The 12,240-nt window shown below is 61.0% G+C and carries 13 protein-coding genes; 11 read left to right on the forward strand and 2 right to left on the reverse strand.

Annotation, left to right across the window (positions count from 1 at the left end; all coding sequences use genetic code 11):
• Positions 1-168: 168 nt before the first annotated feature.
• The 7 genes from BK670_RS02510 to BK670_RS02540 all read left to right on the forward strand — a co-directional run bounded on the left by BK670_RS02510 (position 169) and on the right by BK670_RS02540 (position 7,914).
• Complete coding sequence (locus BK670_RS02510) at positions 169-1,236, forward strand: DUF2333 family protein (RefSeq protein ID WP_123448466.1); 1,068 nt, start codon at positions 169-171, stop codon at positions 1,234-1,236.
• 3 nt (positions 1,237-1,239) lie between these two features.
• Positions 1,240-1,797, forward strand: a complete 558-nt coding sequence (locus BK670_RS02515) for an NUDIX hydrolase (RefSeq protein ID WP_123448467.1) — start codon at positions 1,240-1,242, stop codon at positions 1,795-1,797.
• Between the two features lie 338 nt (positions 1,798-2,135).
• Positions 2,136-2,507, forward strand: a complete 372-nt coding sequence (locus tag BK670_RS02520; protein ID WP_123448468.1) for a translation initiation factor Sui1 — start codon at positions 2,136-2,138, stop codon at positions 2,505-2,507.
• 219 nt (positions 2,508-2,726) lie between these two features.
• The gene (gene speA, locus BK670_RS02525) at positions 2,727-4,640 is read left to right on the forward strand and encodes an arginine decarboxylase (protein WP_093430253.1); all 1,914 of its coding nucleotides are present in this window, start codon (positions 2,727-2,729) and stop codon (positions 4,638-4,640) included.
• Positions 4,641-4,874: 234 nt separating this feature from the next.
• The gene (locus BK670_RS02530; RefSeq protein WP_123448469.1) at positions 4,875-6,230 is read left to right on the forward strand and encodes a type VI secretion system Vgr family protein; all 1,356 of its coding nucleotides are present in this window, start codon (positions 4,875-4,877) and stop codon (positions 6,228-6,230) included.
• Positions 6,227-7,021, forward strand: coding sequence for a DUF4123 domain-containing protein (locus BK670_RS02535; protein ID WP_123448470.1), 795 nt, complete (start codon positions 6,227-6,229; stop codon positions 7,019-7,021). The genes BK670_RS02530 and BK670_RS02535 overlap by 4 nt, the downstream gene beginning before the upstream one ends.
• Before the next feature lie 17 nt (positions 7,022-7,038).
• A complete protein-coding gene (locus BK670_RS02540) occupies positions 7,039-7,914 on the forward strand; it encodes an alpha/beta hydrolase (protein WP_123448471.1) in 876 nt (291 codons plus the stop codon).
• On the opposite strand, the gene BK670_RS02545 is transcribed toward BK670_RS02540, so the two are convergent.
• Positions 7,908-9,257 (reverse strand): MATE family efflux transporter, encoded by a 1,350-nt coding sequence (locus tag BK670_RS02545; RefSeq protein ID WP_123448472.1) that lies wholly within the window; start codon positions 9,255-9,257, stop codon positions 7,908-7,910. The genes BK670_RS02540 and BK670_RS02545 overlap by 7 nt on opposite strands.
• A 148-nt stretch (positions 9,258-9,405) precedes the next feature.
• A complete protein-coding gene (locus BK670_RS02550; protein WP_122599647.1) occupies positions 9,406-9,699 on the reverse strand; it encodes a hypothetical protein in 294 nt (97 codons plus the stop codon).
• A 245-nt stretch (positions 9,700-9,944) separates the two neighbouring features.
• Between BK670_RS02550 and BK670_RS02555 the strand changes: the two genes are divergently transcribed.
• The 4 genes from BK670_RS02555 to BK670_RS02570 are packed head-to-tail and all read left to right on the forward strand — an operon-like array spanning position 9,945 to position 12,235.
• A complete protein-coding gene (locus BK670_RS02555) occupies positions 9,945-10,247 on the forward strand; it encodes a MazG-like family protein (RefSeq protein ID WP_016771852.1) in 303 nt (100 codons plus the stop codon).
• Complete coding sequence (locus BK670_RS02560; protein ID WP_123448473.1) at positions 10,247-10,996, forward strand: methyltransferase; 750 nt, start codon at positions 10,247-10,249, stop codon at positions 10,994-10,996. Before BK670_RS02555 ends, BK670_RS02560 begins: the two co-directional genes overlap by 1 nt.
• A 12-nt stretch (positions 10,997-11,008) precedes the next feature.
• On the forward strand, positions 11,009-11,623 hold the full coding sequence (locus tag BK670_RS02565; protein ID WP_123448474.1) for a DUF4136 domain-containing protein: 615 nt from the start codon (positions 11,009-11,011) through the stop codon (positions 11,621-11,623).
• 54 nt (positions 11,624-11,677) lie between these two features.
• A complete protein-coding gene (locus BK670_RS02570; protein WP_123448475.1) occupies positions 11,678-12,235 on the forward strand; it encodes a DUF4136 domain-containing protein in 558 nt (185 codons plus the stop codon).
• Positions 12,236-12,240 lie beyond the last annotated feature (5 nt).

A 12,240-nucleotide genomic window follows, 5' to 3' on the forward strand; every position in this document is an offset into this window, starting at 1 on the left:
CATCTGTTTGGCTGAGGCGCGGGCATCGGGGATTCCCTTAGTCATCGTCGAAGCGTCATTCGCCCATACGAATTGCGGCTTATCTTTACGTGCGGGTGCCCGGCCTTGGCACGTTGTTGTATGGTTGTGGTCGAACCGTTGAACCCAAGTGATTGAAAGGATATCGCCATGCTGGACTGGAAAAACCGCGCGGGCAGCGCGCCTGAACGTGCCGCCGAGCCCAAGTCGGCCACCCGCAGCTATGTTGGCGGATTGCTGTTCAGCCGTGCATTGGCCACGCTGATCGGCATCTACCTGCTGGTGACCATTGGCCTCGGCTGGTACTGGAGCCAGGAGCCGGCGCTGTTTCCGGTCGCGCAAAACGCTCAAGTGGCGGCCGAGAAAGAAGGCAAGCAGATGGTGATCGGCTACACCACCGTCGAAACCCTGAAGACCGTTGCCGGCACTTTGCTCAACAAGCCGGGCGGCTACATTTCCAACGACCGCTTCCCGCCGGGCCTGTGGATGGACAACACGCCAAGCTGGGAATACGGCGTGCTGGTGCAGGTGCGTGACCTGACCCGTGCCTTGCGCAAAGACTTTGCCCGTTCGCAGTCGCAGTCGGCGGAAGATGCCGATCTGGCCAAGGCCGAGCCGCGTTTCAACTTCGACAACAAGAGCTGGATCCTGCCGTCGAGTGAGTCGGAGTATCAGGAAGGCATCAACTCGCTGAGTCGTTATCAGGCGCGCCTGTCCGATCCAACCCAGAAAAACGCACTGTTCTATGCCCGCACCGACAACCTGAACAACTGGCTGGGCGATGTCGGCACCCGTCTCGGTTCGCTGTCGCAACGCCTGTCGGCCAGCGTTGGCCGGGTCAAACTCAACACCGCGCTGAAAACCGAAGTGCCAGCCATCGGTGAAGTGCCGCAAGTTGACGAGGAAGTCGTCGAGACCCCGTGGATGCAGATCGACAACGTGTTCTACGAAGCACGCGGCCAAGCCTGGGCGTTGTCGCACCTGCTGCGCGCCATCGAAGTCGACTTCGCCGATGTGCTGGCGAAGAAAAACGCCACGGTCAGCGTGCGCCAGATCATCCGTGAGCTGGAAGCTTCGCAGGAGCCGGTCTGGAGTCCTATGATTCTTAACGGCAGCGGCTTCGGCGTGCTGGCTAACCACTCGCTGGTCATGGCCAACTATATTTCCCGGGCCAACGCCGCGGTGATCGATTTGCGTCAACTGCTCAATCAGGGCTGAGTCATGGTCGATAGCGCGAAAGAGGCGGCCCACCGCGCCGCCTCGGATGCCGAACAGATCGCTTGGGTCGACGAGCAGGACAACCTGCTCGGCGCTCTTGTCCGCGCCGATTTGCGCGAGCGCGGGCTGATCGGGCGTGGCACCTACATCATGCTGTTCAATTCCGCCGGTGAGCTTTGCGTGCACCGGCGCACGTTGAGCAAGGCGATTTATCCCGGGTATTGGGACGTCGCGGCGGGTGGCATGGTGCAGGCGGACGAGACTTACGCCGAGTCGGCGGCCCGCGAGCTGGAAGAGGAATTGGGCGTCAGCGGTGTCGAGCTGACGGCCCATGACCATTTCTACTTCGAGGACACCGGCAATCGCCTGTGGTGTTCGGCGTTTTCTGCCGTGTGGGACGGGCCGTTGACACTGCAACCTGAAGAGGTGCTGGAAGCGCGCTTTATTCCGGTCGAGCAGGTGCTGCGGGAAATCCAGCAGAAGCCTTATTGCCCGGACTCTCTGGCCGCGTTGAAGCGCTATCTGAAGGCGCAGCAAAGCGACGTCGCAAAGAACACATAAATTGGCGCCGATTGGCACTTAGCAATCGGGATTTTTGCCGTTACACTGCGCGACCTTTTCAAGCTGCACCGGTACGGTTTGATGTGGGCCTGTTGGCCGTCACGACGTGAGCCTGTAGGAGCTGCCGAAGGCTGCGATCTTTTGATCTTGCTTTTATCAAGAGCAGAATCAAAAGATCGCAGCCTTCGGCAGCTCCTACATTGAATAGTCGTGAAGTTCGACAGTTCCGTACGAATCTGTATCGGTGCAGTAGCGCTGCCCCTGCCTGAGTGGGGCTTCGCGGTCGCTGACCTTGCCCAAGGTTGCGATCAGTCTTTGTCCTCCCAAGAGGATTGCCGGTGGCCAAAAAAGCCGCATCCTTCGCCGCCCTGGGCGGTCTGGTATTTTCCACCGACGCAGGTCGTCATTGCCCGGAATGCAGTAAGCCGGTGGACGCCTGTATCTGCAAACAAACCGCGATTCCCGCCGGTGACGGCATTGCCCGCGTGCGCCGCGAGAGCAAGGGCCGTGGCGGCAAGACGGTGACCACCATCACCGGCGTGCCGCTGGCTGAAGACGCGCTCAAGGAGCTGGCGACAACGTTGAAGAAACGTTGCGGCACCGGTGGGGCGTTGAAAGACGGGATCATCGAAATCCAGGGCGATCATGTCGAGCTACTCTTGGCTGAGCTGATCAAGCACGGTTTCAAAGCGAAGAAATCCGGCGGCTAGCAGCCTCTGTGAAATCCATCTGCGGCTTGATCCGGCGCTGAAGCAGTTCAGATCCGGTGTCGTCTCCATGGTTTTCACAGAGCCTGTTCATGACCGGTTTCTAAACTCCACGCAGTCAGTGCGGTCTACCGCCGCGCTGACGAACCGTCATTTTCATTCTTTAGACTGCGCCGGCCTGAGATCAGGCGACGCACTATGACTTCTTTATAGGGGACTTCGATGTCCGTACGACGCACACGCAAAGACGATGGCAGCCAATGGACAGTTGCGGACAGCCGCAGTGTTTACGGGATCCGCCATTGGGGGGCCGGGTATTTCGCGATCAATGACGCCGGTCGCGTCGAAGTTCGTCCGAACGGCCCGAGCAGCTCGCCTATCGACCTGTTCGAACAAGTCGACCAACTGCGCAAAAGCGGTTTGTCCTTGCCGCTGCTGGTTCGCTTCCCCGATATCCTGCAAGACCGTGTTCGTCAGCTGACCGGTGCTTTCGACTCGAACATTGAGCGCCTGGAATACCAGAGCAAATACACCGCGTTGTACCCGATCAAGGTCAACCAGCAAGAAGCGGTGATCGAGAACATCATCGCCACCCAGGACGTTTCCATCGGTCTGGAAGCCGGCTCCAAGCCTGAGCTGCTGGCCGTGCTGGCACTGGCGCCGAAGGGCGGCACCATCGTCTGTAACGGTTACAAGGACCGCGAGTTCATCCGTCTGGCGCTGATGGGCCAGAAGCTCGGCCACAATGTCTTCATCGTGATCGAGAAAGAATCCGAAGTCGGTCTGGTGATCGAAGAAGCCGCCTCGCTCAAGGTCAAGCCACAGGTCGGCCTGCGCGTGCGCCTGTCGTCGCTGGCCTCGTCGAAGTGGGCGGACACCGGTGGCGAGAAATCCAAATTCGGTCTGTCGGCGGCGCAACTGCTGTCGGTGGTCGAGCGTTTCCGCGCGGCCGGCCTGGATCAGGGCATCCGTCTGCTGCACTTCCATATGGGTTCGCAGATCGCCAACCTCGCTGACTATCAGCACGGCTTCAAGGAAGCGATCCGTTACTACGGCGAGCTGCGCAATCTCGGTCTGCCGGTCGATCACATCGACGTCGGCGGCGGTCTGGGTGTCGACTACGACGGCACGCACTCGCGCAACGCCAGCTCGATCAACTACGACATGGACGATTACGCCGGTGTCGTGGTCGGCATGCTCAAGGAATTCTGCGATGCGCAGAGCCTGCCGCATCCGCACATCTTCTCCGAAAGCGGCCGCTCGCTGACCGCGCACCACGCCATGCTGGTGGTGCAGGTGACCGACGTCGAGAAGCACAACGACGAAATCCCGCTGATCGAAAACAAGGAAAACCTGCCGGAAACCGTGCAGTGGCTGGTGGACCTGCTCGGCCCGACCGACATTGAAATGGTCACCGAAACCTACTGGCGTGCCACTCACTACATGAGCGACGTTGCTGCCCAGTACGCCGACGGTAAATTGACCCTGGCCGAAAAAGCTTTGGCCGAGCAGTGCTACTTCGCCGTATGCCGTCGCCTGCACAACTCGCTGAAAGCCCGTCAGCGTTCGCACCGTCAGGTGCTCGACGAGCTCAACGACAAGCTGGCCGACAAGTACATCTGCAACTTCTCGGTTTTCCAGAGCCTGCCGGACACCTGGGCGATCGATCAGGTCTTGCCGATCATCCCGCTGCACCGTCTCGATGAAGAGCCGCTGCGCCGCGCGGTGCTGCAAGACCTGACCTGCGACTCCGACGGCAAGATCAATCAGTACGTCGACGAGCAGAGCATCGAAACCAGCCTGCCGGTGCACGGTTTGAATGAAGGCGAAGACTACCTGCTGGGTGTGTTTCTGGTCGGTGCCTATCAGGAAATCCTTGGCGACATGCACAACCTGTTCGGTGATACCGACTCGGTGAACATCTACCAGAACGCCGATGGCAGCGTGTACCACGCCGGCATCGAAACCCACGACACCATCGAAGACATGCTGCGTTACGTGCACTTGTCGCCGGAAGAACTGATGACCCACTACCGCGACAAGTGCGCCAGTGCCCGCATCAGTGCCAGCGAGCGCACGCAATTTCTCGATGCCTTGCGTCTGGGCCTGACCCGCTCCTCCTACCTGTCTTCCTGACGTCAGGGGGCGATCTCCCCCGGGTTGTCTGAAATGTTCCCACCAACTGTGGAAAATTCAGATGACTCGGTGGGAGATATCCCAAAATCTTCGCGAAATGCTTGCCGATCCTGGCCAGCAAAGTCATCCGGTCTGCTTTTCGCGTAGGTCATTTCCTAAGTTGTACTTCGGCACTCTACTCGGCCATGGCTCTCGGCGAGAATCCCCGACCGCCCCTCCTGTAGAGATCCGCCTATGTTCGATCAAGCCAACGAGTTCTCGTTTCGTCTCGATGTAGCGGGCCTGTCCGATCCTTTCGAAGTCCTGGCCTTCACCGGTAGCGAAGCCCTCAGCGAGCCTTTTTCATTCGAGATCGATGTGTTGATCGAGGATGCGCAACTCGACCTGGCTGACCTGCTTTACCGTTCGGCGTTCCTGTGTTTCGGGGCGGCGGGGGAGGGTGTGCACGGGCAATTGCAAAGCCTTGTCCAGCACGAACACGGGCACGGCTCAAGGTTGTGCCGGATCCGTCTGGGGCCGAAACTAGGCTGTCTCGACCTGCGTATCAGCCAGCGCATCTTCAGTGGCCGTTCGGTGCCACAGATCATCGATCAGGTGCTCAGGGAACACGGAATTGTCGGTGCCCAGCGACGCTTCGAATTGCACGGCGATTACCCCGTCCGCACGTTCTGCACGCAATACCGCGAATCCGATCTGCAACTGCTCCAGCGCTTGTGCGCACAGGCGCGGATTCACTACTTTTTCGAACACGAGCCCGACCGGCATTGCCTGGTGTTCGGTGATGATCCGACGCAACTGCCATTGGCTGGCACCGAGCTGTATCGGAACGCCCCTGATATTCACAGCGTGTCGCCCGGCGTGCGTCATTGGCAATTTCAGGAAACCTTGCAATCCGCGCTGCAACACTCAAGGCCGGTACAAAGTGCCGAAGGTCGCAGTCATCTCGCGGCGTTACGCAGCGGTCATTGGCTTCGATTGGCCGGGCACCCTTTCGCCGAGTGCAATCGCCAGTGGTTGCTGACCCGTATCGAGCACAGCGCTGATCCATCGCTCGACCTTCCTTATGGCAACCGACTGTTTGCAGCGCTGCAACTGCCTTCAAGCTTGGCGGCCACTGCGCCGTCGCGACTGCGTATGCACAGCCTGCAACGGGCCTGGGTCGTGACGGTGGACGAGCCACAGCCTGACAGTTTCAGACCCGTGGCGGTGCAGTTCGACTGGCTTTATCAGGGCGAAGGGGCGGCGCCGAGTCATTGTTGGCTGCCACTTGCGCCAGCCTTGGCCGACGCGCCTCTGGCCGTCCTGGGCGAGGGTGTCGAAGTGGTGGTGAGTTTCTTTGAAGGCGACCCGGATCAGCCAATGATCAGCGGCGTGTTACAGCCGTCGCTCGCTATGGCGGACAGAACCGATGAGCCACCGTTACCGTTGCCGGACACGCTGGTGAGTCAAGGCTTGCAGCAACTGCTGACGTCTGGCGCACCGTTGTTGCTGTTGTGCCTGATCCCCGGCGGCGGCAGTTTCAGCCACTGCTCGCAAGCCGTATGCAGTTGTCGGCTGGTGACCGCGCTTGATGAGCGCGGCGCAACATGAGTGGCGCGGCGCTTGAGCCAATGGCGCAGTGGTTGCTGCTGGATGGCCCGGATGCGGCGCGGGCATTGACGATTTTACGCCAGGGGTTCGCCAATGAGCGGCGCTTCTGGCTGTTCGACGGCACGGAGTTTGAACCGGTGTGTGAATACGGCCCGGTGTTGGTCGACTTGCGCAATTGCCCGGCACTGATGTCGTTGTGTTATAGCGATCCGGACACCTGGCGCGGGTTATTGCTCGCCAGTGAAGCGTCGGCGCAGGAGCTGCTGAGTCATTTGCAGCGCATGCTCACTGTCTCGTTCGGACTGACTCATCGGGCTTTGCTCAGCTATTACAACCGCCAGACCGCGAGCTATTTTTTCGACGCCTGCGATGCCGCTGAATTGAGCCGCTGGCTTGGGCCGATCCGCCAGTTGCGCTGGTTCGGCGGCACGTGGGCCGATCGCGCGATCGGCAGTGAGGGCTGGCAGCAGTTGCGTAACCCCGGGCTGGCTGTCGAGCCACTGAGTGTCGAGGAAAGCCTCACTCGGCGTCAGCGCGAACGTCTGCAAACCTGCCTGTTGGAGCAGCATATCTGGCGTTGGTGTCAATCACTGGGAACCGACTACACGACGATGGCCTCCCATGTTCAACAAGGCCTGGCGCTGGGATTCAGCGATCGCACAGTGCTCGACGCCTGGTTATGGCTACGCTTGTTGCATCCGCGAGCCGTGCTGGTGCCGCCACCGGAGGGCCTCACTCAGCAAGAGCGGCTTGAGCATGTGCGACGCCAGTGGCGTGATGATCAAATTTGAGTTGAGGTTCAACGCCTATGGCAGGTTTTTTCCGCAATGGGCTCGGCGTGATGTCCGTTGCCCTTTTACTGTTGGCGCTGAGCGCCTGCTCGCCCGTGAAGGTACTCAACGCGCTGACCCCGAATCGCACATACGACAAGACGGCGGGTATCGCTTATGGCGATGATCCCCGGCAAAAGCTTGATGTCTATGTACCGCGTCACGCACTGGCCGATGCGCCGGTGGTGGTGTTTTTTTACGGTGGCAGCTGGAACAGCGGGGCGCGTGACGACTACACCTTTGTTGGCGAGGCGCTGGCCTCGCGGGGGATTGTCGCAGTCGTGGCGGATTACCGGTTATACCCGCAGGTGCGTTATCCGCTGTTTCTGCAGGACGGTGCGCGGGCGTTGGCGTGGACCAAAGCGCATATCCACGAGTTCTCCGGCAACCCGCAGCGCTTGTATCTGATGGGCCACAGTTCCGGTGGATACAATGCTGCGATGCTCGCGCTGGATGGCGAGTGGCTTGAGGCGGTAGGCATGTCGACCAGGGATGTGCGGGGCTGGATCGGTCTGGCCGGGCCGTATGATTTTCTGCCGATCGAGAATCCTGACGTGCGTCCGGTGTTTTTCTGGCCGGACTCACCGCCGCAATCGCAGCCGATCAACCATGTCACGCGCGGCGCACCACCGGCCCTGCTGATAGCGGCGAGCGAGGATGATCTGGTCAACCCGACGCGCAACACTGGCGGTCTCGCCAGCAAGCTGCGCGAAGCCGGTGTGCCGGCGCAGGATTTGTATTACTCGCGGCCCAATCACATAACCTTGGTGGCGACTCTGTCGCGGCCGTTGCGGCACCTGGCGCCAGTGCTCGATCAGGTGGTCGGGTTTATCGCGCATACGCCGACTCAGTGAACTCCGCCATTGAACCAGCCATCGTTGCGCTTGAGCCACCAGGCTTGCGCGCCGAGGGTCAGGCTGCGCAGCACCATGAACAGCAGAAAAGTTATCCACAACCCATGGTTGCCCAGACCTTGCAGCGCCCAGGCGAACGGCAATAACAGCACCACGGTGATTAGCATGCCGTTGCGCATTTCCCGCGCGCGGGTGGCGCCGATGAACAGGCCGTCGAGCAGGTAGCTCCAGACCGCAATCAGTGGCAGCACGGCAAGGTAGGGCAGATAGACGAACGCGGTGTCGCGCACGCTCTGGATGTCGGTCTGCATCTCGATGAACAGGTGCCCGGCCAACAGAAACAGCAGGGCAAAGCCGAGGCTGGCGATCAGTGACCAGCCGCCCGCGACCACCAGCGAGCGACGCAGGGCCAGGCGATCACGGGCGCCGATGGCGTGTCCGCACAAGGCTTCGACGGCATGGGCCAGACCGTCCAGCGCATGCGCGGTCAGCAGCAAGCCATTGAGCAGCAGCGCGTTGGCGGCTACCGTCGAATCGCCCAATCGCGCGCCTTGCACGGTGATCAGGAAAAACACCGATTGCAACGCCAGGCTGCGGATGAAGATATCGCGATTGACTGCCAGCAAGGGGCGCCAGCTCTGCCAGATTCTCAGCGCTGCCCAAACGATGTGCCCCGGGTACGCGCGCAGCGCCTTGCGAGTCAGCAGCAGGCCGAGCAGGGCGCCGCTCCATTCGGCAATCACCGAGGCCCGCGCCGAACCCACCACGCCCCAGTCCAGGCCGATGACGAACCACAGGTTGAGGACGATGTTGATCAGATTGGTGGTCAGCAGAATCGCCAGCGGCGCCCGGGCGTTTTGCGTGCCGAGGAACCAGCCGACCAGCGCATAACTGGCCAGCGCGGCGGGCAGGCCGAACAGCCGCGTGTGGAAGAAATCCCGGGTGAGCTGACCCAGTTCCGCCGACGGTTGCATGAAGTGCAGTGCAACGCCGCTCAGCGGTACGCCCAGCGTGCCGAGCACCAGCGCCAGTCCCATCGCCAGCAGCAAGCCCTGCAACAGAATCTGCCGCAATGCCGCACCGTCACTGCGTCCGGCGGCCTGCGCGGCAAACCCGGTGGTGCCCATGCGCAGAAAGCCCATGGCCCAGGCAAGAAAGGTATAGAGGCTGGCGCCGACTGCCACTGCGCCCAGTTGATGGGCGTGGGGCAAGTGACCGATGACGGTGCTGTCGACCAGCGCCACCAGCGGTACGGAAATATTGGAAAGAATCATGGGCGCGGCGAGTGCCCAGACCTTGCGGTGCGTCGGGCGGTCGCGCCAGTCGGCGATCAGGTTGGACATGCGGGCTCCTTGGGGGAGCGGGGATTGTAGCGATTCATGCGATCCAGGTGGGAGCGAGCCTGCTCGCGAAGCCTAAGTGTCCGTCGGCGCAGATTTCGGGTGTGCTGGCCATTCGCAAGCAGGCTCGTTCCCACAGAGGGCGGTGGTGTCAGTGAATAATCCAGCTAAGCAGCCACAACCCCAGCAACAACCAGATGATCCCGGCAATGATCGACGCATTCATGAACGCGCGAATCGCCGACCATAACAACATCAGCCCGACAATCAGGGCGATGATGCTGATGATCGAAGTATCCATGCCCAGGGTTCTGGCCAGCCCGTCGACAAAGTTGCCACCGGCATTGCTCAAAATGTTGAACAAGCCACTGAGGCCATCGACGATAAAACGGATGATTGAGCCGAGTGCCTGACCAAGCCATTCGAAAAAGCTTTCTACCTGCATGTGTGCATCCTGATGAAAGAGCTGAGCCTTGGGCCACAACGCGGGTGGCCGAGTTCCCTGCATGATAGAAGGTTTGCACCAATCCCGTGTGGGAGCGAGCCTGCTCGCGAATACGGTGGATCAGATAACTGATGGGTTGAATGACACACCGCTTTCGCGAGCAGGCTCGCTCCCACAATAGATCATCTGCGCTGCTTGCCTTCAGGTCGTATCCCCCCGAAGCTATACGCCTTCAGGAGAGCCCGATGAACCTTGTTGAACTGACCGAACGCCTGCACGCCATTCGCGACCGCAATGACTGGCGGCAATTTCACAGCCCGAAAAACCTCGCCATGGCCGCCAGTGTCGAGATGGCCGAACTGGTGGAAATCTTCCAGTGGCTGACGGAAGACCAGTCGCGCCAGTTGCCCGCCGATAAACTCGCCCACGCCGGGCAGGAAGTCGGCGATATCGTGCTGTACCTGTTGCTGCTGTGCAGCGAGTTGGGGCTGGACATGAATGAAGTGGTGCGCGCCAAGCTCGCCGACAGCGAACGGCGGTTCAGCTGATGAGCGACCGGCATTTCGATCAGTTGGCGACGCGGTTCGCCGAAAAAATCTATGGCGGCGCCAAAGGTGCGATTCGCCTCGCGGTGTTGCAGGCCGACCTTATCGAGGCACTGCCGGATCGCCCGTTGCGGGTGCTCGACATTGGCGGCGGTCTCGGCCACATGTCGCTGTGGCTGGCCGAGCGCGGTCACGAGGTGACCTTCACCGAGCCGGCCGCACCGATGCTTGAAGGCGCGCGCCAGCGCTTCGCCGACGCGGGGCAAACGGCGACGTTCATCCAGGCATCGTGGCAGGAACTGCTCGGGCAGCTCACTGAACCGTACGATCTGGTGATCTGCCACGCCGTGCTGGAATGGCTCGCCGAACCCCACGCAATCCTGCCGGTGCTGCATCAACTCACCAAGCCCGACGGCTGGTTGTCGCTGGCGTTCTACAACCGCGATGCGCTGATTTACCGCAACCTGCTCAAAGGCCATTTCAAGAAAATGCGCAAGAACAGCATGGCCGGGGAAAAGCAGAGCCTGACCCCGCAGCAACCCCTTGATCCACGGGAACTGGCAACGCAACTCGAAGGCTTGTGGCGGGTCGAAACCCAGAGCGGGATCCGGGTTTTTCATGACTACATGCCGGTGGAATTCCAGGCCCGCGCCGAACTCGCGGATTTGCTCGAGATGGAGCTCGCTCACCGCCGTCACCCAAGCTTCGCCGGGCTTGGGCGCTACTTGCACTGGATCTGCCGGCCGATCTGATCGGAGCGCGACATGAAAGCACAATCCGGGTTACTGCTGATCTGTCTGGGGTTGGCTGCTTGCCAGAGCAGCAACCCGTACGTGGCGCAATCGCGGCCCTTGCCGCCGGCGCCAGCGCAAGCCGCCACTACGTTTGACCGCAGCGCGTACCCGGCGCCGCCGCGTGATTACGGGCGCTATCGCAGCTGGGCCTGGCTCAACGGGCAACTGCCGCCGGGCACGGCCTGGGCGGACTCGGCGCAAGTCGCCGAAGCGGTGAGCAATGCCCTTGATCAGCGCGGTTTGCGCCCGTTGCATGACAACCGCCCGGCCGACCTGTTGGTCAGCGCCAATCTGCGTCTGGAAACCCGTCTGCGTCAGGTCCAGGACGACTATGGTTACTACGGCGGTGGATACGGCGGCTATGATCGCTACGGTCGCGGTTATGGCATGTACAACACGGTGCCGATCGTGCGTACTTATTCCGAGCAGGTTGTGGTGGTGCAGGTCAATCTGTTCGACGCCGGCAGCGGGCAACCGGTCTGGAGTGCCAGTGCCGAAACCGCGAACAAGGGCAGCGAAATCGATCGCACCGATTCGATCCGCGAAGCTGTGGAAAAGGCCCTGTCGGCGTATCCTCCGAGTTAGCTTTCTGCCAACGGGAAGCTGCCGCAGGTTCATGTCTTCAACCGGAGAAAAACCATGTTCCGCCGTCTCGCTTTACTGGCCATGGCCGCGCTGCTCAGCGCCTGCGCGGCCAACCAGGTCAACCACGACTTCGATGCTAGCCGCGACTTTGCCGCCTATCGCAGCTGGAGCTGGAAAGACCCCGCCCTGCAATATCGCCCCGATGATCCACGAATCAAAAGCGACCTGACCGAGCAACGTATCCGCCAGGCCGTTGCCGACCAGCTCGATCAGCGTGGCTTGCGCCCGGCAGCGGCGGGGGCCAAGGCTGACCTGAATGTGCAGACCTACCTGATCGTCGAAGATCGTCAGCAGCAAGTGACGACCAATTACGGCGGCGGTTGGGGTGGCCCGTGGAATGGTTACTGGGGCGCGCCGATGTACAACGAGACGCGCAACATCACCTACAAAGTCGCGACCATTCAGGTCGATTTGCTCGACGGCAAGGACGGCAAACTGGTGTGGCGCGGCAGCGATGAGCAAATGCTCGCCAGCAGGCCGAATCCGCAGGATCGCAGCAATGCCATCCGCGAGACTGTCGGGCGGATTCTGGCCAACTATCCACCGCGCTGAATCTG

This window comes from Pseudomonas fluorescens, assembly GCF_003732425.1.
Lineage (GTDB): Bacteria > Pseudomonadota > Gammaproteobacteria > Pseudomonadales > Pseudomonadaceae > Aquipseudomonas > Aquipseudomonas fluorescens_BE.

Excerpts from the sequence above, each read along its gene's own strand:
- BK670_RS02540 (WP_123448471.1), top strand. The coding sequence starts at position 7,039 with ATGGCAGGTTTTTTCCGCAATGGGCTCGGCGTGATGTCCGTTGCCCTT.
- BK670_RS02565 (WP_123448474.1), top strand. The coding sequence starts at position 11,009 with ATGAAAGCACAATCCGGGTTACTGCTGATCTGTCTGGGGTTGGCTGCT.
- BK670_RS02545 (WP_123448472.1), bottom strand. The coding sequence starts at position 9,257 with ATGTCCAACCTGATCGCCGACTGGCGCGACCGCCCGACGCACCGCAAG.
- BK670_RS02530 (WP_123448469.1), top strand. The coding sequence starts at position 4,875 with ATGTTCGATCAAGCCAACGAGTTCTCGTTTCGTCTCGATGTAGCGGGC.
- BK670_RS02510 (WP_123448466.1), top strand. The coding sequence starts at position 169 with ATGCTGGACTGGAAAAACCGCGCGGGCAGCGCGCCTGAACGTGCCGCC.
- BK670_RS02550 (WP_122599647.1), bottom strand. The coding sequence starts at position 9,699 with ATGCAGGTAGAAAGCTTTTTCGAATGGCTTGGTCAGGCACTCGGCTCA.
- BK670_RS02560 (WP_123448473.1), top strand. The coding sequence starts at position 10,247 with ATGAGCGACCGGCATTTCGATCAGTTGGCGACGCGGTTCGCCGAAAAA.
- BK670_RS02570 (WP_123448475.1), top strand. The coding sequence starts at position 11,678 with ATGTTCCGCCGTCTCGCTTTACTGGCCATGGCCGCGCTGCTCAGCGCC.
- speA (WP_093430253.1), top strand. The coding sequence starts at position 2,727 with ATGTCCGTACGACGCACACGCAAAGACGATGGCAGCCAATGGACAGTT.
- BK670_RS02535 (WP_123448470.1), top strand. The coding sequence starts at position 6,227 with ATGAGTGGCGCGGCGCTTGAGCCAATGGCGCAGTGGTTGCTGCTGGAT.
- BK670_RS02515 (WP_123448467.1), top strand. The coding sequence starts at position 1,240 with ATGGTCGATAGCGCGAAAGAGGCGGCCCACCGCGCCGCCTCGGATGCC.
- BK670_RS02555 (WP_016771852.1), top strand. The coding sequence starts at position 9,945 with ATGAACCTTGTTGAACTGACCGAACGCCTGCACGCCATTCGCGACCGC.